Annotated in this window: 17 protein-coding genes; 12 read left to right on the top strand and 5 right to left on the bottom strand. The window is 54.5% G+C overall.

The window, feature by feature from the left end; translation table 11 throughout:
* The first annotated feature begins 13 nt into the window (after window positions 1-13).
* From rluB to K7B04_RS15840, 4 genes are all read left to right on the top strand, one after another.
* Window positions 14-916 carry a 23S rRNA pseudouridine(2605) synthase RluB gene (rluB, locus tag K7B04_RS15825; protein ID WP_065357590.1) on the top strand — a complete coding sequence of 301 codons (903 nt, stop codon included), beginning with the start codon at window positions 14-16 and terminating at the stop codon, window positions 914-916.
* Between the two features lie 181 nt (window positions 917-1,097).
* Window positions 1,098-2,459: an MFS transporter gene (locus K7B04_RS15830; protein ID WP_223802467.1), complete on the top strand. Its 1,362-nt coding sequence runs from the start codon at window positions 1,098-1,100 to the stop codon at window positions 2,457-2,459.
* A 17-nt stretch (window positions 2,460-2,476) separates the two neighbouring features.
* Window positions 2,477-4,828: a glycoside hydrolase family 3 C-terminal domain-containing protein gene (locus K7B04_RS15835; protein ID WP_223802468.1), complete on the top strand. Its 2,352-nt coding sequence runs from the start codon at window positions 2,477-2,479 to the stop codon at window positions 4,826-4,828.
* Between the two features lie 23 nt (window positions 4,829-4,851).
* Window positions 4,852-5,826: an AraC family transcriptional regulator gene (locus tag K7B04_RS15840; protein WP_163448909.1), complete on the top strand. Its 975-nt coding sequence runs from the start codon at window positions 4,852-4,854 to the stop codon at window positions 5,824-5,826.
* On the opposite strand, the gene cobO is transcribed toward K7B04_RS15840, so the two are convergent.
* Together cobO and K7B04_RS15850 are read right to left on the bottom strand one after the other, a co-directional pair.
* Window positions 5,798-6,388 (bottom strand): cob(I)yrinic acid a,c-diamide adenosyltransferase, encoded by a 591-nt coding sequence (gene cobO, locus K7B04_RS15845; protein WP_065357586.1) that lies wholly within the window; start codon window positions 6,386-6,388, stop codon window positions 5,798-5,800. The two genes, K7B04_RS15840 and cobO, sit on opposite strands and share 29 nt — an antisense overlap.
* Window positions 6,385-7,143: a YciK family oxidoreductase gene (locus K7B04_RS15850; RefSeq protein WP_163448910.1), complete on the bottom strand. Its 759-nt coding sequence runs from the start codon at window positions 7,141-7,143 to the stop codon at window positions 6,385-6,387. Before K7B04_RS15850 ends, cobO begins: the two co-directional genes overlap by 4 nt.
* 253 nt (window positions 7,144-7,396) lie before the next feature.
* Here K7B04_RS15850 and sohB point away from each other — a divergent pair, with 253 nt between their 5' ends.
* Complete coding sequence (gene sohB / locus K7B04_RS15855; protein ID WP_223802469.1) at window positions 7,397-8,443, top strand: protease SohB; 1,047 nt, start codon at window positions 7,397-7,399, stop codon at window positions 8,441-8,443.
* A gap of 80 nt (window positions 8,444-8,523) precedes the next feature.
* Here sohB and K7B04_RS15860 read toward each other — a convergent pair whose 3' ends face one another.
* Window positions 8,524-8,775, bottom strand: a complete 252-nt coding sequence (locus K7B04_RS15860; protein ID WP_064546024.1) for a YciN family protein — start codon at window positions 8,773-8,775, stop codon at window positions 8,524-8,526.
* 395 nt (window positions 8,776-9,170) lie between these two features.
* Here K7B04_RS15860 and topA point away from each other — a divergent pair, with 395 nt between their 5' ends.
* The 5 genes from topA to acnA all read left to right on the top strand — a co-directional run bounded on the left by topA (window position 9,171) and on the right by acnA (window position 16,423).
* Window positions 9,171-11,768: a type I DNA topoisomerase gene (gene topA / locus K7B04_RS15865; protein WP_163448912.1), complete on the top strand. Its 2,598-nt coding sequence runs from the start codon at window positions 9,171-9,173 to the stop codon at window positions 11,766-11,768.
* Between the two features lie 180 nt (window positions 11,769-11,948).
* On the top strand, window positions 11,949-12,923 hold the full coding sequence (cysB, locus tag K7B04_RS15870; protein WP_035892921.1) for an HTH-type transcriptional regulator CysB: 975 nt from the start codon (window positions 11,949-11,951) through the stop codon (window positions 12,921-12,923).
* Between the two features lie 338 nt (window positions 12,924-13,261).
* The gene (locus tag K7B04_RS15875; RefSeq protein ID WP_163448913.1) at window positions 13,262-13,378 is read left to right on the top strand and encodes a YmiA family putative membrane protein; all 117 of its coding nucleotides are present in this window, start codon (window positions 13,262-13,264) and stop codon (window positions 13,376-13,378) included.
* Window positions 13,379-13,380: 2 nt separating this feature from the next.
* Window positions 13,381-13,545: a hypothetical protein gene (locus tag K7B04_RS15880; RefSeq protein ID WP_163448896.1), complete on the top strand. Its 165-nt coding sequence runs from the start codon at window positions 13,381-13,383 to the stop codon at window positions 13,543-13,545.
* Between the two features lie 202 nt (window positions 13,546-13,747).
* Window positions 13,748-16,423, top strand: a complete 2,676-nt coding sequence (gene acnA / locus K7B04_RS15885) for an aconitate hydratase AcnA (protein ID WP_163448914.1) — start codon at window positions 13,748-13,750, stop codon at window positions 16,421-16,423.
* 114 nt (window positions 16,424-16,537) lie between these two features.
* Here the strand turns inward: acnA and K7B04_RS15890 are convergent, their stop codons facing one another.
* Both K7B04_RS15890 and K7B04_RS15895 read right to left on the bottom strand, forming a co-directional pair.
* Complete coding sequence (locus K7B04_RS15890; RefSeq protein ID WP_223802470.1) at window positions 16,538-17,293, bottom strand: oligogalacturonate-specific porin KdgM family protein; 756 nt, start codon at window positions 17,291-17,293, stop codon at window positions 16,538-16,540.
* Window positions 17,294-17,303: 10 nt separating this feature from the next.
* The gene (locus K7B04_RS15895) at window positions 17,304-19,016 is read right to left on the bottom strand and encodes a polysaccharide lyase family protein (protein ID WP_223802471.1); all 1,713 of its coding nucleotides are present in this window, start codon (window positions 19,014-19,016) and stop codon (window positions 17,304-17,306) included.
* Window positions 19,017-19,348: 332 nt separating this feature from the next.
* Between K7B04_RS15895 and K7B04_RS15900 the strand changes: the two genes are divergently transcribed.
* Both K7B04_RS15900 and K7B04_RS15905 read left to right on the top strand, forming a co-directional pair.
* Window positions 19,349-20,518: an oligogalacturonate lyase family protein gene (locus K7B04_RS15900; protein WP_223802472.1), complete on the top strand. Its 1,170-nt coding sequence runs from the start codon at window positions 19,349-19,351 to the stop codon at window positions 20,516-20,518.
* The gene (locus K7B04_RS15905; protein ID WP_223804179.1) at window positions 20,518-21,810 is read left to right on the top strand and encodes an ABC transporter substrate-binding protein; all 1,293 of its coding nucleotides are present in this window, start codon (window positions 20,518-20,520) and stop codon (window positions 21,808-21,810) included. The genes K7B04_RS15900 and K7B04_RS15905 overlap by 1 nt, the downstream gene beginning before the upstream one ends.
* Window position 21,811: the final 1 nt, after the last annotated feature.

Genomic DNA, 21,811 nt, shown 5'->3' on the forward strand with positions numbered 1-21,811 from the left:
TGAAGGAAGCTCTATGAGCGATAAAAGCGAAAAACTGCAAAAAGTGCTGGCTCGTGCTGGCCATGGCTCCCGTCGTGAAATTGAAACGATTATTGAAGCGGGCCGCGTGAGCGTCGATGGCAAAATTGCCAAGCTGGGCGATCGCGTTGAAGTGATCCCGGGCCTCAAAATTCGTATCGACGGCCATCTGATCTCCGTGAAAGAATCTGTCGAACAGATTTGCCGTGTTCTGGCCTATTACAAACCGGAAGGCGAACTCTGTACTCGCAACGACCCGGAAGGGCGTCCGACCGTGTTTGATCGTCTGCCGAAACTGCGCGGCGCGCGCTGGATTGCCGTAGGCCGTCTGGACGTGAATACCTGCGGTCTGCTGCTGTTTACCACCGACGGTGAACTGGCGAACCGCCTGATGCACCCAAGTCGTGAAGTTGAGCGTGAGTACGCGGTGCGTGTCTTTGGCGAAGTGGACGACAACAAAGTGCGTCAGCTTTCTCGTGGCGTGCAGTTGGAAGATGGCCCGGCAGCGTTCAAAACCATTAAATTCAGCGGTGGCGAAGGCATCAACCAGTGGTACAACGTGACCCTGACTGAAGGCCGTAACCGCGAAGTCCGTCGTCTGTGGGAAGCGGTGGGTGTGCAGGTCAGCCGCCTGATCCGCGTTCGCTATGGCGATATTCCGCTGCCGAAAGGCCTGCCGCGCGGCGGCTGGACCGAGCTGGACCTGGCGCAAACCAACTACCTGCGTGAGCTGGTTGAGCTGCCGCCGGAGACCTCGTCAAAAGTGGCGGTGGAAAAAGACAGACGTCGCATGAAGGCGAATCAGATTCGTCGTGCCGTGAAGCGTCACACGACCACCGGCAATAATGCGAATAACGGCAACCGCCGTTCCAGCACGCGTAATAACCCGAAAGGGTAAGCACCTGTGTTCCGGCGGGCCACCGCCGGAACTTTATTCCCGCATTTCTCTTCTCCTGTGATTCTATTCACACTTCTGTATAAAGACAAAAAACAGGAATTCCCCAGACAAAGAACGCAAAGTGATAAAATAGCGCCCGCCATATACTGACGCCACAGATTACTCAAACAGGTAGCCCGAAATGGAAACAACGAAAAAACTCTCGGCAAGCTATGTGGTTATCGGCGTTAAAGAAAAGATAGGCTATGGCTTTGGCGATTTTGCCTCTAATTTATCCTTCGGTTTCGTTTCGCTTTTTTTATTATTTTTTTATACCAATATCTTCGGCATTAGCGCGGTCCAGGCAAGCTTGATCTTTGTTATTGCTCGAGTGGTGGATGCCATCTTTAATATTCTGATTGGCTTTGCTATTGATAAAACCCACAGTCGTTACGGTAAACTCCGTCCGTGGTTATTATACGGCTCGATTCCGCTTGGGCTGCTGACGGTACTGTGCTTCCTGCCGTTGGGCGGCGAAGCGAAATTCTGGTTTGCGCTGTGTTCTTATACTATTTATTGTCTGGCCTACACGGCGGTAAACACCCCGTATTCGGCGATGACCAACCGCTTAACCCAGCATGAGGCTTCGCGTTCGTCGCTGTCGGTGTATCGCTTTGTGCTGGCTATCGTCGGCTATCTGATTGTTTCGACCACCGCGGATATCCTGATTTCACCGTTCGATGACAAACAGATGGGCTATGTTTTTGCCGTCTCCTGTTTTGCGTTGCTGGCGACCTTCTTGTTCCTCGCCTGTTTTGGCATGACCAAAGAGCGCGTGGGAGAAGAGGAAGATTCGCCTGCGCCGACCCTAAAAGAAATGTTCCGCGCCGTGATGGGCAATGGCCCTTTGATTAACCTGTCGTTGTTTACCGTCTTCTTTTATATTGCCTATACCGTGTGGATGGCGATCGCCATTTACTTTATTAAATATATTATTGGCAATGAAGGATTTACCTCTTCGTTCTTTATGATTCAGTCGGCCGCTTATATTTTAGGGACGGTCGTTTCTGAGAAAATCATCGCCATGATGGGGAAAAAGAAAATGACCCTGCTGGCGCTATTGATTGGCGTGCTGGGCGTCCTGATGCAGTATTTCGTAGCCGGGGATAATATCTGGTTAATTATGACCGGGGTGTGCCTGTTCAGTATTACCTTAGGTATGGGATTCGTCGCCATGTGGTCAATGATTGCGGATACCGTGGAATATGCGGAATGGCATCATGGTGTGCGTACCGAAGGCGCGATATACGGCTTCTTCAACTTTATCACCAAAATTGCAATGGCGATTGGCGGCGGTTGTGCCGGGTGGATGCTGGATTATTACCACTATGATGCCGCCAGCATTAGCGCCAGCGCGCTAAGTGGTATCAATATCCTGATGACGCTGTTCCCCGGCGCCATGTTCGCGATAAGCGCTATTTTTGTCGCCAGCTACTCGCTCGATGAAAAAACCTACCGCGATATCGTTCAGAAAATCAGTCTGCGCAAGCAGAACGCGCTTTAACCTCAGGGAGTCGAGACATGAATCGTGATTTTAAAACCCTTATCGCCGCGATGAGCGCCGCAGAAAAAGTGGCGCTGCTTACCGGTAGTGGCCTATGGCGCACCGCCAGCCTGCCGCAGCACGGTATTGACGATATCGTCATGACCGACGGTACCTACGGCGTGCGTTACAGCAGCGCGCAGATAGACGGTGGCGAAAAATGGAGCATGGACGATTTTATCTCTGTGATCACCCAAACCGCGGACCAGGCTAACGCTGAAGAGTCGGCGGCGAAAGGGGGCAGTGAAGCTTTGTTCAGCACCTCGCTGCCAGCCACCTGTTTCCCGAACGGCTCGAGTCTCGCCTGTAGCTGGGATATCGATCTGGTTTATCAAATGGGTCAGGCGCTAGGGCGCGAGTGCCAGCATATGGGCGTTGGGATATTGTTGGGGCCGGGTATCAACATTCGCCGCACGCCGCTGGCCGGGCGTGGTTATGAATACTACGCCGAAGATCCGGTCGTCAGCGGCGATATCGCGGCGGCGTTAATTAACGGCCTGCAGAATGAAGGCGTCGGTGCCAGCCTGAAGCACTTCGCCGCCAACAACTCGGAGTACCGTCGTACGGAAATGGACTCCATTATCGAAGAGCGCGCGCTGCGCGAAATCTATCTTGCAGGGTTCCAGCGGGCGATCGCGAAGTCGCAGCCGTGGACGGTAATGTCCTCCTACAACCGCCTGAATGGGGTGCAAACGTCGCAGGACCCGTTCCTGTTGACCCAGGTGCTGCGCGACGAGTGGGGCTACCAGGGGCTGGTGATGTCCGACTGGTACGGGGTGAAGGATCGTCCCGCATCGCTGCTGGCGGGTAACGATCTGGCGATGCCGGAAACCCGACGCGATAAACAGACGCTGCTGGCGGCGATTGAATCCAGCGAAGTGCCAATGCCGGTGGTGGATCGTGCCTGCCAGCGAATGCTGGAACTGCTGGATAAAGTGCAGCGCCACCGCCGCCCGAATGCACAGGCCGATTTCCCGGCGCATCATGCGCTTTCGCAGCAGTTGGCGGCGGAATCCATTGTATTATTGAAAAATGACGACGGGTTACTGCCGCTGCGTCCGGAGAAAACGCCGCGTATTGCGGTGTTGGGTAAACCGGCGCAGGAGCCGGTGATTCAGGGCTCCGGCTGTGCAACCACGGTACCGTATCTGCTTGACCGTCCGTTGGACGAAATTTTCGATCTTGCCGGCGATGATTTCAGCGTGCGCTGGTCGATTGGCGCGCCTGACGACCTGCGCGATGACGAGGCGGCGCTGACGCAGGCGAAAGCGGTGGCGCAGGAGGCCGACGTGGCGGTGATCTTCGTCAGTACCGCGGTGGGCGAGGATGGCGAAAACGGTGACCGTCAGGATCTCAATATTCTGGCCGTCCATGAGCGTCTGATTCGCGAGGTGGCCTCAGTGCAGCCAAATGTCGTGGTGGTACTGGCTAACAGCGATGCGGTCGTGATGCCGTGGCTGGGTGGCTGTAAAGCGCTGCTGGAGACCTTCTTTGCCGGGCAGGGCATGGGACGCGCGGTGGCGGAAATCTTGTTCGGGCTGCGCAACCCCAGCGGCAAGCTGACGGTGACGGTACCCAATACGCTGGAAGAGACCCCGGCCTGGTTACAATATCCGGGGGAAAACCTGCGTCACCATTATGGTGAGGGATTGTTTGTCGGCTATCGTTACTACGATAAACGTCGCCTGAACCCGCTGTTCCCGTTCGGTTTTGGCTTAAGCTATACGCAATTCGCCTATGATAACCTGTCGCTTTCGACGGCGCATGCCGGGGCAGATGATACGCTTACCGTCACCTTTGATTTACGCAACGTAGGGGCGTATGACGGTAAAGAGGTCGTTCAGCTGTATGTTTCCGCACCAAAAGGCGAGCTGATTCGTGAAGTGCGTGCCTTAAAGGGCTTTACTAAAGTCGCATTGGCCGCTGGGGAAACCCGCCGTGTCAGCCTGCAACTGCCGATCGCCGAGCTTGCCTGCTATCATCCGGGTCTGGCCGATTGGGTTATTACGCCAGGGGAATGGCAGCTTCATGTGGGGGCGTCCTCCCGCGATCTGCCGTTGAGCGCGACGTTTGAGGTTGATTGCCCGCCGCGCTACGTGCCGCTCCGCGATGATAACTCGTTGCAACAGCTGATTCAGCAGCCGGAAGCCTTTGCCCGGGTCGTGCAGTTGATTGCCGGGAAAAGCCAGATGCCTGCGGAACAGGTACGAGAAAAGCTGATTCGCCTGGCGCCCGATCTGTTCTGCGGTCTGCTGATTGCGCTGACCGAGTTTCTGGCGCTGGACATCGAGCGTGATGAACTGAACGCGGTGTTGGCCGGAACAGACTAACCGCTAATAACAGGAGAAGGCGCGTGTTTCCTTTTTCAGTAACGCATCCTCGCCCGGCCGCCCATACCGGGCGGCAGACGGCCAGCGGCTACGAGCTGATAGCCTTTGACGCGGAGAAACTCAACGTTTTTGCGGCGGAGGTTCGCTACTGCGAGCCGCACTGGCACCCGGCACCGGAGCTTATCACCGTGCTGCACGGGCGGTTTTCGCTGGCGGTGGGGCAGCAAAGCGTAGCGCTTCATGCGGGGGAGATGCTGTATATCAATGCCGAAGAGGTACACGCGCTCAGCGCGGAAGAAGACGGCAGCCAACTGGTGACCGTGCAGTTTTCACCGGGACTGTTTGATGAACTGCACCCGGCGCCATTGCTGAACTGGCGAACGCATCGCCACGCCATGACGCCAGCCGACAGCGCCGTTTTCCCCCGGCTGCAGTCGCTGCTGGCGCGGATTATCGACAATGATGCGCCGTTTCAGCGCTTTGCGGCTATCTATCTGCTGCTGGACGCGCTGGTGGCAGCCGGGCAACCGACTCAGCGGGCTGAAAGTACGCTGCGGGAAGACGCGATGATTAAAGAGGGGATTGATTACATTAATCAGCACTTCGACCAGCCGCTGACCTTGAGCGATGTTGCCGAGCATAGCGGCATGAGTTACTCGTACTTTTCCCGGCTGTTTAAAAAGGTCAGTCGACACAATTTCAAAGAATATCTGACGCTGGTGCGGCTGAACAAAGCCCGCACCCTGCTACGTGACACCCGCACGCCGATCACCGACATCAGCCACAGCTGTGGTTTTCAGGAACATAAGGCGCTGATTGCCGCCTTTAATAAGTACTGTGGGCTGACGCCAACCGAGTACCGTAAACGCTTTATTTCGCGACAGAATTTAGCGGAAAGTACGCTGGCACAGGGCGAAGATTGCCTGTGCCTGCCGCTCAACGCCGCGCTGCTCGACAGGCTAACGCAGCTTAGTAATCAATCCCAATCTGCGCCTTAATCCCGGCTTCAAACGCATGCTTGACGGGCCGCAGTTCGCTGACGGTATCGGCGTAGTCGAGGATATCGCGGTGGCAACCGCGGCCAGTGATGATCACCGTTTGATGCTGCGGTCGCGCTTTCAGCGCCGTTAATACCTCTTCCAGCGGCAGATAGTCATAGGCCACCATGTAGGTCAACTCGTCGAGTACGACCATATCCAGCGTCTCGTCGGCCAGCATCCGTTTGGCGTGCTGCCATACGGCGAGGCAGGCTTCTGTGTCGCTTTCGCGGTTCTGAGTGTCCCAGGTAAACCCGGTGGCCATCACCTGAAACTCAACGCCCAGCGGTTCGAGCAGGTTACGTTCACCGTTTGGCCAGGTGCCTTTAATAAACTGAATCACCCCGACGTTATGGCCGTGGCCGACCGCACGGGTGGCGGTACCAAAGGCGGCGGTCGTTTTGCCTTTCCCGTTGCCGGTAAACACAATCACGATCCCTCGTGTGTCCTGGGCGGCAGCGACACGGGCGGCGACGCGCTCTTTCACGCGTTGCTGGCGTTCGCGGTAACGTTCATCACTCATTGGGCAATTCCTGGTTTACGCCCGGGTTGGGCATCAAAAGTCATACCGGTTTTCCGGCGGCTATCATCGCCCATCAGCCACAGATAAAGCGGCATGATATCGGCAGGGGTTTTGAGCTTCAGCGCATCTTCCGTCGGGAAGGCGCTGGCGCGCATTTTGGTTCGCGTGCCGCCGGGGTTAATACAATTGACGCGCAACTGCCCCTGATACTCTTCGGCCAGCACCTGCATCATGCCTTCGGTGGCAAATTTCGACACCGCATAGGCCCCCCAGTTTGCACGCCCCTGACGGCCCACGCTGGAGGAGGTGAAAACCAGCGAACCGGCATCCGATTGCAGCAGCAATGGCAGCAGCGCCTGGGTCAACATAAAGGTGCCGTTGACGTTAACCTGCATCACCTGCTGCCAGACCTGCGGATCCTGCTCGCTCATGGGGACCACGTCCCCCAACAGTCCGGCGTTATGCAACACGCCATCAAGACGCGGGTAGTGTAGGCTGATTTGCTGTGCGACCTGCTGGCAGGCTTGTGGGGTACAGGTTAACAGATCCAGCGTATACCAACGGACCGGTAATTCACTGATATTGCTGATTTCTTGCGCAACTGAACGTAATTTTTCGTCACTACGACCTAATAAAATGACGCTGGCGCCATAGCGCGCGTAGGTGATAGCGGCTTCTCGCCCGATACCGTCGCTGGCTCCGGTGACCAGGATGATACGATTCTGCAACAAGTCGAGCTGGGGTTGATAGTGCACGGTAGCTCCTCTATGGCCTTTAGCGGCCATATTTTATGTACTTTTCATCGCTTTTGGGCTTTATGCCTGAATCTCTTCGCTATTTCAATCGGCGCACCGGAGAGACAACGTCTAATTAACAATTTGCAATGATTTCATTTGCAAAAAAATCATCTGGAAGCGGCCTCGAGGGCTGATACTCCAGTCGAGACGTACCGGACGCGGTGTTGTACACTGAGCGACAGATTATGTGATTTTTGTACAAGGTGGATGTGTGGAATTACTTTTTCAATATGGTCTATTTCTCGCGAAGATCGTGACGGTTGTCGTCGCTATTGCCGTCATTGCCGTGCTGATTGTCAATCTGCCGTCGCGCAAGCGGCAGCGCGGTGAACTGCGGATCACCAACTTAAGCGAGCAGCACAAGGACATGCAGGAAGATTTAGCCGTGGCGCTGCTCGACGGGCCGCAGCAGAAGCTGTGGCATAAAGCGCAAAAGAAAAAACTGAAGCAAGAAGCAAAGGCGGCAAAGGCCAAAGCGAAGCAGGGCGAAAGCGCCGTCTCCGGCAAACCGCGCGCGTGGGTGCTGGATTTTAAAGGCAGCATGGATGCCCACGAAGTTGCCTCGTTGCGTGAAGAGATTACCGCCGTGCTCACGGTCGCCACACCGCAGGATCAGGTGGTGCTGCGTCTTGAGAGCCCTGGCGGCGTGGTGCACGGTTACGGGCTGGCGGCCTCCCAGCTCCAGCGTATTCGCGATAAGCAGATCCCGCTGACGGTCGCAGTCGATAAAGTCGCGGCCAGCGGCGGCTACATGATGGCCTGCGTGGCGAATAAAATCGTCGCGGCGCCGTTCGCTATTCTCGGTTCGATTGGCGTGGTCGCGCAGATCCCAAACCTCAACCGTTTCCTGAAAAATAAAGATATCGACGTTGAGCTGCACACTGCGGGTCAGTACAAGCGTACGTTGACGCTGCTGGGCGAAAACACCGACGAAGGGCGACAGAAGTTCCGCGAAGAGCTGAACGAAACCCATCATCTGTTTAAAGATTTTGTGAAGACCATGCGTCCGACGCTGGATATCGAACAGGTCGCGACTGGTGAGCACTGGTATGGCTCGCAAGCGCAGGAAAAAGGGCTGGTTGATGAAGTGGGTACCAGCGATGAACTGCTGCTGGGGCTGATGGCCGATCACGAAGTGGTCAACGTTCGCTACACGCAACGTAAGAAAATGATGGACCGCTTTACCGGCAGCGCCGCGGAAAGCGCGGATCGTCTGATGATGCGCTGGTGGCAGCGCGGGCAAAAACCGATGCTTTAAGCCATCAGGCCTCAAAATAATCACGCCCGGTAAACGTTGTTTACCGGGCGTTTTCTTTTGCTCAGGCGACAGCCTTAAGCTCAGTCAACCAGGTGATATTTTTCAGACAGCTCGTGGGCGAGATACTTGAACATATTAAACACCGCCGTGCTTTTCGGCGTAGGCAGGCCCTGTTCATCCAGGAAGTACTCGCCGCTGAAGACCAGCACGCCGTTGCGTTGCTCAACGCCGGTAGCTTCAATGCCGGCTAAAGTATCTTCGTGTTCGCGAATAAGGCGGTTGGCTTCAATCAGCAGCGTCTGGCGATCGATAGGTTGGCTATTATTTGACATATTCAACTCCTCAAAATTCTCGCGCTAGTTTACGCCGGGCGCCCGTCGTGGGCAAATATTCCCGACGTTTACCAGGGGTAACGATTTTACCGCAGAGTTGGCATGATTGGTGTTTGCATGCTAATAAAGTTGCGTAACGAATTTTATCAGGTACAGTGTGACGCTTTCGGCAATCTGGCAACAGATTTGCTTGACATTCGACCGAATATTCTTCGTGCTATAGCTCCTGACGAAAAAAAGTCTGTGAACTCAGCCATCTGCGTGCTTACATCAAAAGCCGGTCAGTAAAGGGTTGATATCCATTGGCGTTGCCGCAACATACAAGGCTTGTCGCCAGTGGAACGTGGAACATGTGCGATGTATTCCTGGAAGAATCAAATTAGGTAAAGGTGAATATGGGTAAAGCTCTCGTTATCGTTGAGTCCCCGGCAAAAGCCAAAACGATCAATAAGTATCTGGGTAATGACTACGTGGTTAAGTCCAGCGTGGGTCACATCCGCGATTTGCCGACAAGTGGCTCAGCCGCCAAAAAGAGCGCTGACTCTACCTCCACCAAAACGGCCAAAAAGCCTAAAAAGGATGAACGAGGCGCGCTGGTTAACCGCATGGGCGTCGACCCATGGCATGACTGGGCGGCACACTATGAAGTGCTGCCAGGCAAAGAAAAGGTAGTTTCGGAACTCAAACAACTGGCGGAAAAAGCCGACCACATCTATCTCGCAACCGACCTTGACCGCGAAGGGGAGGCCATTGCATGGCACCTGCGGGAAGTGATCGGCGGTGATGAAACGCGCTATAGCCGCGTGGTGTTTAACGAAATTACCAAGAATGCGATTCGCCAGGCGTTTGAAAAGCCGGGCGAACTGAATATTGATCGTGTTAACGCTCAGCAGGCGCGTCGCTTTATGGACCGCGTCGTGGGGTACATGGTTTCGCCGCTGCTGTGGAAAAAAATCGCTCGCGGTTTGTCTGCAGGTCGCGTGCAGTCCGTTGCCGTGCGTCTGGTGGTTGAGCGTGAGCGTGAAATCAAAGCCTTCGTTCCAGAAGAATTCTGGGAAGTTGACGCGAATACCACTACGCCTGGCGGCGATGCTCTGGCGCTGGAAGTCACCCATCAGGGCGACAAGCCGTTCCGTCCGGTTAACCGCGACGAAACCATGGCGGCGGTCAGCCTGTTGGAAAAAGCCAGCTACAGCGTGCTGGAGCGTGAAGATAAGCCGACCAGCAGCAAGCCGGGCGCGCCGTTCATTACTTCAACGTTGCAGCAGGCTGCCAGCACGCGTCTGGGCTTCGGTGTGAAGAAAACCATGATGATGGCGCAGCGTCTGTATGAGGCGGGCTACATCACCTATATGCGTACCGACTCCACCAACCTGAGTCAGGACGCGGTGAACATGGTTCGCGGCTATATTAGCGATAATTTTGGCAAGAAATACCTGCCGGAAAATCCGAATCAGTACGCCAGCAAAGAGAACTCGCAGGAAGCGCACGAAGCGATTCGTCCTTCCGACGTTGCCGTGCAGGCGGAAGCGTTAAAAGATATGGAAGCGGACGCACAGAAGCTGTACCAGCTGATCTGGCGCCAGTTCGTAGCCTGTCAGATGACGCCGGCGCAGTACGACTCCACCACGTTGACCGTGAAAGCGGGCGACTTCAAGCTCAAAGCGCGCGGTCGTACCCTGCGCTTTGACGGCTGGACTAAAGTGATGCCAGCGCTGCGCAAAGGCGATGAAGACCGCACGCTGCCGATGGTCAACCAGGGCGACAAGCTCAGCCTGGTTGAACTGACTCCAGCCCAGCACTTCACCAAGCCGCCTGCGCGCTTTAGCGAAGCGTCTCTGGTGAAAGAGCTGGAAAAACGCGGTATTGGCCGTCCGTCGACCTATGCGTCGATTATTTCGACCATTCAGGATCGCGGCTACGTACGCACTGAAAACCGTCGTTTCTATGCCGAAAAAATGGGCGAAATCGTCACCGACCGTCTGGAGGAGAACTTCCGCGATCTGATGAATTACGATTTCACCGCGCAGATGGAAGACCACCTCGACCGCGTGGCGAATCACGAAGCCGAGTGGAAGCAGGTTCTGGACTTGTTCTTTGGTGATTTCACCAAGCAGCTGGAAACCGCTGAGAAAGCGCCGGAAGAGGGCGGCATGCAGCCGAACCAGATGGTGCTGACCAGCATTGATTGCCCGACCTGCGGACGCAAAATGGGTATCCGTACCGCCAGCACCGGCGTGTTCCTTGGCTGCTCCGGCTACGCGCTGTCGCCGAAAGAACGCTGCAAAACCACCATTAACCTGGTGCCGGAAAACGAAGTGCTGAACGTGCTGGAAGGCGACGACGCCGAAACCAACGCGCTGCGCGCCAAACGTCGTTGCCAGAAATGCGGCACGGCGATGGACAGCTACCTGATCGATCCGAAGCGCAAACTGCACGTCTGTGGTAACAACCCGACCTGCGACGGCTACGAGATTGAAGAGGGCGAGTTCCGCATCAAAGGCTATGACGGCCCGATCGTTGAGTGTGAGAAATGTGGCTCCGAAATGCACCTGAAAATGGGACGTTTCGGCAAGTATATGGCCTGCACCAACGACGAGTGTAAGAACACGCGTAAAATTCTGCGTAACGGTGAAGTCGCGCCGCCGAAGGAAGATCCGGTGCCGCTGCCGGAGCTGCCGTGCGAGAAGTCTGACGCTTATTTCGTGCTGCGTGACGGCGCTGCCGGGGTATTCCTGGCCGCTAACACTTTCCCGAAATCGCGTGAAACGCGTGCGCCGCTGGTGGAAGAGCTGTACCGCTTCCGCGACCGTCTGCCGGAGAAACTGCGTTATCTGGCCGATGCGCCGCAGCAGGATCCTGCCGGTAATAAAACGATGGTACGTTTCAGCCGTAAGACCAAACAGCAGTACGTCGCCTCTGAAAAAGACGGTAAAGCGACAGGCTGGTCAGCGTTCTTCGTTGACGGTAAATGGGTCGAAGCGAAAAAGTAACGTTCCACGCAAAAACTTCACAAAGGGCCGCATAGCGGCCCTTTTTTATAACCTCGTTATTATTTTTTGTTTCCATCTATACACACTTGCTATAAATGATATAGTGGTTATAGCAGATGCATTTCTTATGATTAAATCGTCTTTATGAGCGCTTTCTGAGTACAGACTGGATACAACCGCATGAAATTACAGCAGCTCCGCTATATCGTTGAGGTGGTCAATCACAACCTTAATGTCTCCTCTACCGCTGAAGGACTTTACACCTCGCAGCCGGGCATCAGTAAGCAGGTCAGAATGCTGGAGGATGAGCTGGGTATTCAGATTTTCGCCCGCAGCGGCAAGCATCTGACGCAGGTCACTCCGGCAGGTCAGGAAATTATCCGTATTGCGCGGGAAGTTCTGTCGAAAGTCGACGCCATCAAATCTGTGGCGGGCGAACATACCTGGCCGGATAAAGGCTCGCTATACGTCGCCACGACTCACACGCAGGCGCGTTACGCCTTACCGGGCGTGATTAAAGGCTTTATTGAACGTTATCCGCGGGTGTCGCTGCATATGCATCAGGGCTCGCCAACCCAGATTGCCGAGGCGGTCTCCAAAGGCAACGCCGACTTCGCCATTGCCACTGAAGCGCTGCACCTGTATGACGATCTGGTGATGCTGCCTTGCTACCACTGGAACCGCTCGATTGTGGTGACGCCGGAGCATCCGCTGGCATCCAAAACGTCGGTAACGATTGAAGAGTTGGCGCAGTATCCGCTGGTAACCTACACCTTTGGCTTTACCGGGCGCTCCGAACTGGACACCGCGTTTAATCGCGCAGGCCTGACGCCGCGTATTGTTTTTACCGCCACCGATGCCGATGTCATTAAAACTTACGTGCGGCTGGGGCTTGGGGTAGGGGTGATTGCCAGCATGGCCGTCGATCCTATCTCCGATCCGGATCTGGTTAAGCTCGACGCAGACGGTATTTTCAGCCACAGCACGACGAAGATTGGCTTCCGCCGCAGCACCTTCTTACGTAGCTACATGTACGATTTCATTCAGCGCTTCGCCCCACATTTGACCCGCGACGTGGTCGACACCGCGGTAGCGCTACGCTCTAATGAAGACATTGAAGCCATGTTCAAAGATATTAAGCTGCCGGAAAAGTAATCTTCCATGATTATCCGCCCCCGGGCATCGGGGGCGAAAAGGCTTATATTACTCACCCCAATCCCCTGATTTTTATCCCCTCATCCGCTCATTGCCGTGATTAAGAATTGTTTCTATTGGCAACATTGCAGCAAAAGTAGAAATAAATTTAACGTTAAGCAAACTTCTCTACTCAAATATTCCTTCACCGTCAAAAGAATAAATAAATCTCCCCTCAGCATTCGTAAAATCGCTGGATTTTTGCTTAAAATTTACTTAGGATTTATCTCAATGATGATTAGTTGTAACAATTAATTGGTGTGGAAATGATAAGTAATATCGATTGCGAGAGGCATGTAATGGCGTCAGAAAATAAAGAACCGGGCGTGAAACGCAAAGCATGGCTGAGCGTATTCCTGGGTTCCGCGCTGTTCTGGATTGCTGTCGCACTGCTGATCTGGAAGTTCTGGGGCTAAACATGCTGACGTCTGAACGTGTTAAACCGGCGAAGCCCCGCGCGCCGGCGGTAAAGAAACCCGTTGAGAATAATAATAAGGTCAATGTCCCGGACGAGTGGAAATTGACGCCTGAGCAAAAAGAGTTTATCGAACTGTTCAATCAGGATGAGAATAAGAAACAGTAACTCCAGGGTTATTGTCCATCTTTCTTCCCCTACCGATATATCCCGAAAATCCTTCTCCTGCTATTTATTTCCCTTTTAATAAAGCGTTGATGCATTTATCAATCTGAGCCCTTTTCCGGCGTGTTCGGGTCGTTGTGTTATCTTTAATAGAGGCTCTGAGGAGTGTCAGAGTGCTGCAATTCCCGTCATTTAAGGAGGAGCTATGTCGTCAACCCTACGAGAGGCCTGCAAGGAAACGCTACAGGTCGACAATAAAACCTACCGCTACTACAGCTTAGCGCTGGCCGCAAAGACCCTTGGCGATATTGACCGCCTGCCGAAATCACTCAAAGTTTTACTGGAAAATCTTCTGCGCTGGCAGGATGGCGACTCGGTGACTGCCGACGACATCCAGGCGCTGGCCGGTTGGCTGAAAAATGCCCATGCCGACCGGGAGATAGCCTATCGTCCCGCTCGTGTGCTGATGCAGGATTTTACCGGTGTACCGGCAGTGGTGGACCTGGCTGCCATGCGCGAGGCGGTGAAGCGCCTCGGCGGCGATACCCATAAGGTGAACCCCTTGTCGCCGGTGGATTTGGTGATTGACCACTCGGTCACCGTAGATCGCTTTGGCGATGATGATGCCTTCGAGGAAAATGTGCGCCTTGAAATGTCGCGCAACCACGAACGTTACACCTTCTTACGCTGGGGGCAGCAGGCGTTCAGCCGCTTCCGGGTGGTACCACCAGGCACCGGTATTTGCCATCAGGTCAACCTTGAGTACCTGGGGCAAGCGGTGTGGAGCGAATTGCAGGGCAATGAATGGGTGGCCTATCCGGACACCCTGGTCGGTACCGATTCCCATACCACTATGATTAACGGTCTGGGCGTACTGGGGTGGGGCGTTGGCGGTATCGAAGCGGAAGCGGCAATGCTCGGACAGCCGGTCTCCATGCTGATTCCCGATGTCGTTGGCTTCAAGCTGACCGGCAAGCTGCGTGAAGGGATTACCGCCACCGACCTCGTGCTCACCGTCACCCAAATGTTGCGCCAGCTTGGCGTGGTGGGGAAATTTGTTGAATTCTACGGCGACGGTCTGGATTCGCTGCCGTTGGCTGACCGCGCCACTATCGCCAATATGGCTCCGGAATACGGGGCAACCTGCGGTTTCTTCCCTATTGATGACGTCACGCTCTCTTACATGCGCCTGAGCGGACGCAGCGATGAACAGGTCGCGCTGGTGGAGGCCTACGCCAAAGCGCAGGGCATGTGGCGGCACACTGGCGATGAGCCGGTATTCAGCCAAACGCTGGCGTTGGACATGGGCGATGTAGAGGCGAGCCTCGCCGGGCCGAAACGCCCGCAGGACCGCGTCGCGCTGGGCAACGTGCCGAAAGCGTTTAACGCCACCACTGAACTGGAAGTGAATGGCGCGGGTAAAGCAAAGCCGGCCGTCGCCTTTAGCCTCAACGGCGAGCAGTATGCGTTACCGGAAGGGGCGGTGGTGATTGCTGCGATTACCTCGTGTACCAACACGTCAAACCCGAGTGTGCTGATGGCCGCCGGGCTGCTGGCAAAAAATGCCGTTGCGCGTGGGTTGAAGCCGAAGCCATGGGTGAAAGCGTCGCTGGCGCCGGGGTCGAAGGTGGTGTCGGAATACCTGGCCTATGCCGGGCTAACGCCGTACCTTGACCAGTTGGGCTTTAACCTGGTTGGTTATGGCTGTACCACCTGTATTGGTAACTCGGGACCCCTGCCTGATCCGATTGAAAGCGCGATTAAACAAGGCGATCTGACCGTTGGCGCGGTGCTGTCCGGTAACCGTAACTTTGAAGGGCGTATTCATCCGCTGGTTAAAACGAACTGGCTGGCTTCGCCGCCGTTGGTGGTTGCCTACGCGCTGGCGGGTAATATGACGGTCGATCTGACGCAGGATCCCCTGGGAGAAGATAGTCAGGGGAGACCGGTGTACCTGAAGGATATTTGGCCGGGCAGCGATGAAATTGCGCGCGCGGTGCAGCAGGTATCGACCGATATGTTCCACAAAGAGTACGCGGCAGTGTTTGCCGGCACACCTGAGTGGCAGGCGATTAGCGTGCCAGCCTCGGACACCTACAGCTGGCAGAATGATTCCACCTACATTCGTCAGTCACCGTTTTTTGACCAGATGGGCGTTGTGCCGGAACCGGTGAAAGATATCCAGGGTGCGCGCGTGCTGGCGATGCTTGGCGATTCAGTCACCACCGACCATATTTCCCCGGCAGGGAGCATCAAGGCGGACAGCCCGGCAGGGCGCTATTTACAGGAAAATGGCGTCGCCACCCGCGACTTTAACTCCTACGGTTCCCGTCGCGGCAACCATCTGGTGATGATGCGCGGCACCTTCGCCAATATTCGTATCCGTAACGAGATGGTGCCCGGCGTGGAAGGGGGCATGACCCGCCTGCTGCCTGGAGATGAGGTGATGTCCATCTACGATGCGGCGATGCACTATCAGGCGCAGGGAACGCCGCTGGCGGTGATTGCGGGTAAAGAGTATGGCTCGGGTTCCAGTCGCGACTGGGCGGCGAAAGGCCCGCGTCTGCTCGGCGTACGGGTGGTGATTGCCGAGTCGTTTGAACGTATCCACCGTTCCAACCTCATCGGTATGGGCATTCTGCCGCTGGAATTCCCACAGGGCCAAAGCCGCAAAACGCTGCAGCTCACCGGCGAGGAACGGATCGATATCGCCGGGCTACAGCAGCTGAAGCCGGGGGCAACGATCCCTGTCGTGCTAACTCGTGCAGATGGTCAGCAGCAAACCGTGCTGTGCCGCTGCCGTATCGATACGGCGACCGAGCTCACTTACTACCAGAACGACGGTATTTTGCATTACGTAATTCGTAATATGCTGAGTTAAAAAAACGGGGCCGATGGTTGGCCCCAAAACAGACGATTGCAAAAGTAAACGCTAACGTGGCATGTAGAACGGAAGCAGTGCGATAGCGCCGCCTGGCGCTATCGCGAAAACGGATTATTTAAAGGTGTAGACCACCCCCATACGCAGACGGAACTGGCGTTCGGTGGACTTCGACGAGCGCCCTATATCGCCGAAAGTGACGTACGGTTTCCACTCTTTTTTATCACCCAGCAAGTAGTCGAATTGCCACTCCTGCTCATAGTCATAGTGCTGATTGCCCCATAATATTTCATCGCCGTGCTTATAGATAAATTTATAAGTGGTGGAGAATCGGTCCCAGGTGTAGCGCAAATAGATATCGCCACGGTTGACCGTACGGTGTTTGTTGGTGCTACAGGATTTATCACCGTTATAGCCGCAGTCGGGATCGTTGGCGTAATCGGTCATTTCAAAACGGTACATCCCGCCGATGGCCCAGTTTTCATTAAAGGTATACCAGGGCACGAAACCAAATTTCCATTCGGTACGTTCGTTATTGAATTCTGGTTGAATTAACGGTGATATCTTGAAGTTGTCAAATATAAAAGCGCGGGAAAGAGTAAGCTCAACCGCGTTGATCACCGGATCAGAAAACATCTTGTCTTTGGTGTCTTTGCCACCTGTTTTATATTTTGTTTCTATTGAGAAGTTAAAGTTATTCGGCAGGGCCGCTGACATGTTCAACTTATCATAATGCGTCCGGTCGCGCGTTCGATATTCGTGTCGATAATCCAGGCTTAGTGCTTTAATCGGTGATGAACCTTCCGCTGCCAGTGCAACCTGGCTAACTAATAAGACGCATCCTGCCATAAGGTATTTACGAGATAACATATTTTTCCTCTTATTTTTTAGACCACGAGATAAAGTCGTACATAAATGCTCCGCCCTGGAGTCGGAAGGTGACGGTATTATTGCCATTAACTATCTTGTCCGCAGGCAGTTCTATTTTTTCGTTATGGTATTTACCGCTACGGGTTGCGCCACGGTAAATAGCCTTATCGTTTTCGTATGCCAGCGTTTTAATGACTTTATTATTTAACAACACCTGCATGACGGGTTTGGTTGGGTGGTCCATACCGAAGTTACTGACGGCGGCGAACGCGACGTTTAAATAACGGGGCTGACGATCGGCGGTATCGCTAAAGCGAATCGACCAATCGCCGGGCTGGGTCTGCGCGTAATACCAGTCCTGATGCGGGTCGCTGCGTCCGATATCGAACGTCAGACTGGCGGGGACGCGATGCTGCCACTGCCAGCCTCGCGGAGCATTGCCGAAGCGGAACTCGCTGGCTGAACGGTCGGACTGGCCGATAGACCACAGCGGCGCGACGAAGGGCGGCAGCGTAATGTCAGCCAGCACCGTGACATCATCCTGAATGTTGACCGTAGTGCTGTACAGCAGCCCGGGGCGCTGGCCTTCGCTGGCATAAACATCAAGCCGATACTGGCCTTTTACCACGTTGTTGAAGGCGATTCGGCCCTGCGCGTCGCTGGTGCTGCTCCAGGCATATCCCAGGGTCTGGACATCGGTCGGCTCGGTGAGCGAGGAACTGAGGGTGACATTGACCTTTGTCGGTGAGAGCACTCGGCCAAGCACTTCAGCGCGTTGGGTGCTATAGCGGTCGTCTTTCACCCACGTGTAGGGCCAGGCGCGCTGTTCGGCTAGCGCCTGACGCTGGACGTCCTGTTTCAGCGTTTCGGCATCGCCCTGATTGAAGTACATAAACCACGGACCGTATAGCTTCTGCCAGCCCGGCGGCGCAATCATATCGGGAGAGCCAAGGTGCGCGCCGGTCAGGTAGTTGAGGACGATGGCATCCTGATGAACCAGCAACTCTTGCTTGTTGCTGTCGCCGGAAAAGTACTCCGGTGAGGCGGGAATCAGCCATGCGCCGAGCCCATCGCCATAGACTCCCCAGAAAGGCAGCTGTCGCTGATAGCCGGCGAAATCATACTTGCTATAGACATCACCAGAGGGTAAACGCCAGGTTTCATCCTGGATTTTGGGTAACTTTTCTAATGCGCTATACAGCAAAGGAATACCATCGCGCTGGCCGTTAAACAGATGATTCAGGCGCAGAGGGTCAAAGCGATATACCACCCTAAGCTCACTGATTAATACCGGTTTGGGTGTTTTATTTTCCGCCACGACGTAGCTATAAAATCCGTTACTGCCTTGCGGAATAATATAGTGGTATTCCAGCGCTAGCTTTTCTGGGTTTTCTCCCTGAAACATGATGTGCAGCCGCTGCGGAGTATTTTCAATGAGCGTGAATTTGTCGGCAATAAATGGCGTAACGCGCCCTGAGTGATAATCAAGGTAACCGCTGCGAATTTTGTCAGGGTCGCGCTGGGTGCCGGATAAATGTGCCAGCAGGTTATTACTGCCCATCTCCAGGCGGGTGATATTTCCCGATGCTGCAAGGGTGATTTTTAATTTGCCATTATCAATAAGATATTTATCTTGCTGTTGTTCAAACTTAACGGCCCATGCCGGTGATATTGCCGTGGAGAGCAATATCGCCAGAATAGATGCAGTAGACGTTAGCCTCATATTATTCACTCTTGTGGATAGCTGTGTCGGAACAGTTAATCATCTATGACGTCATTAAAACCTTTATAAAATAACCAGCCACAACCCTGTTTTTGTCGGAAATACAAAGAATGGGATTTAATCGGTTAAGAATGTGAGCATTCCTGTGATTATTAATGATAACGCTGCAACCTTGATTAATGCGTCACTCGTCGCCGTATTTTGTCCTTATTTCAAAGGTTATTTCCTGACGCCGTTGGCATGCTGATGCCTGCGTCTGGGAGGACTGCTTCACAGACGCGCTGACATTCTGAGCTGTCAGCCCATCGTCCACGCCTGATATTGAGGAAACTATGGCCAAGGGTGATATCACTCCGCTTACTTTTACCACCGAAATCGATCCGGTGACCGGCGTTCGCGTTATGCGCTTAACGCCACTGGGGCGCATTTTTCATCGCAACTATTTCTATCAAAAGTGCTTTTTACAGGGAGGAACACAGCTGCTGATTGGCGGCGTTGAACAGGGCAACTGGAACTACTGGCTGCTCGATCTTGAGCAGAGCACGCTGCGCCAGCTCACCGATGGGGCTGGCGATAATAGCTTTGACGGGTTTATCACTGATGACGATAGCGCGCTGATCTTTATGCGCCACAACCGGCAAATCGTGCGTGTAGAGCTGGATACCTTGCAGGAACAGGTACTGTACCGACTGCCTGCCCAGTGGGTAAGCACCAGTGCCTGGGCGCCCGACAGCAGTGGCCGCAAAATGATCGGCATGTCGCTGTCGGCAGAAAGTTACCTGCCGTTGCACGACTGGAGCGATTTCCAGCGACAGTATCATATGAACCCGACCACCCGCTGTGAAGTGATCGACCTTGCTTCCGGTCGCAGCGAACAACTGTTTGAAGAGCCGCGCTGGTTAGGACACCCCGGCTTTCGCCCCGGCGATATCGATACCATCATGTACTGTCATGAAGGACCGCACGATCTGATTCGCAACCGTATCTGGTTGCATCAGCGCCAGACGGGGCTTTCCGCGCCGGTGAGCCAGGACGAAGAGGAAACCTTTACCCATGAGTTCTGGGTGCCGGACGGTTCGCGCATTATTTTCGTCTCCCTGCATAAAGAGACGCATCAGCGCCATATCTGCCAGACGTTGGCGGGCAGCACGCAGCGCGAAAAAGTAATGCCGATGCCCGCTTGTTCACATCTGATGAGCAATTTTGATGGCTCGCTGCTGGTGGGCGACGGCTGCGGAACGCCGGTGGATCTCACCGACGAGGGCGGTTATGCGGCGTTGACAGACCCCTGGCTCTATCTGTTTGCGCCGGGCGAGAAGCAAACGCGGCGGATTGTTCGCCACGATACCTCATGGCGAGTGATTGACGGCCAGTGTCAGGCAAGTCATCCACACCCGTCGTTTAGCCCGGATCTGCGCCACGTACTTTATACCTCCGATCGCGAGGGATTACCTGCCGTTTACCTGGCGGATGTCTCCGCACTGCTGACAGGACATTTATGATGAAAAAAATAGCACTCTCGTTGCTGCTGGCCTGCGGCGGCATATTTTGCATTGCGCCGGCAATGGCGGAAGATAGCGACAGCGTAACCCTGCGCGTCTCCTGGTGGGGGGCGAACTCGCGTCACCAGAATACCCTGAAAACCATTCGCGCCTTTGAGCAGGCGCATCCCAACATTAAGGTGAAGGCTGAATATACCGGCTGGGACGGTTTCGTTTCACGCCTCTCCACCCAGATAGCAGGGAAAAATGAACCGGATGTCATGCAGCTTGACTGGAGCTGGATACAGGTGTTCTCACGATCCGGTGATGGCTTTTACGATCTCAATCAGCTCAGCAAAGAGGTCGGGCTGGAAAACTACGCGGGCAAGCTGGGGACCGTGACGGTGAACGGCAAAGTGCAGGGGCTGCCCGTTTCGCTGGTGGCGCCCATTCTCTACTACAACACCGAAACCTGGAAAAAGGTCGGGCTTGCCTACCCGAAAACCTGGGATGAGCTGTACGCCGCCGGAAAGATCTTTAAAGAGAAGCTTGGCGACAATTACTATCCGGCTATAGTCACCACTTCAATGGAACTCATTAATTCGTGGATGGTGCAGAAATACAACCAGCCGATGCTCAACGAAAAAGGGGAGTTTACCTACAACGAGGCGCAGTGGCTGGAATTTGTCAACGTCTATCAGAAGCTGGTGAACGAACACGTCCTGCCAAGTCAGAAGTATATTCAGTCGTTTGGTAAAGCGCAGCCGTTTGAAATGAAGCCGTGGATCAACGGTGAATTCGGCGGCTCTAACCTGATGAGTTCGGCAGTCGCAAAGTATGAAGATACCCTGGCGCCACCGGCAAAACTGGAAGTGGGTCCCTATCCGCTGCTGCCGGGGGCGAAGGATGCAGGGTTATTTATCAAACCGTCGATGATATTCGCCATTAGCCGCAACACGAAGCATCCCAAAGAGGCGGCGATGCTGATGGATTACATGTTTAATCAGCCGGAAGGCGTCGCGCTGATGGGGCTGGAAAGAGGCTTCCCGGTGAGTAAAGCGGCGGCGGACTACGTGATGAAAAACAATATGGCGCAGCCGAACGATCCGGTGATTACCGGCCTTAAGCTGGTGGAGAGCATGCCGTCGGATAACGTCTACGTCTCGCCGTACTTTAAAAACCCGGAGATCGAACAGTACTGGCTGGATCTGACCCAGCGGATTGACTACGGCAAAATCAGCGCTGAAGACGCCGCCAAAGAGTTCGAACGCACCGCCAAACGCGCGCTGCGCAAACATACACCGATGAAATAAG

The sequence above is a fragment of the Kluyvera sp. CRP genome (genome assembly GCF_019930565.1).
Lineage (GTDB): Bacteria > Pseudomonadota > Gammaproteobacteria > Enterobacterales > Enterobacteriaceae > Kluyvera > Kluyvera georgiana_A.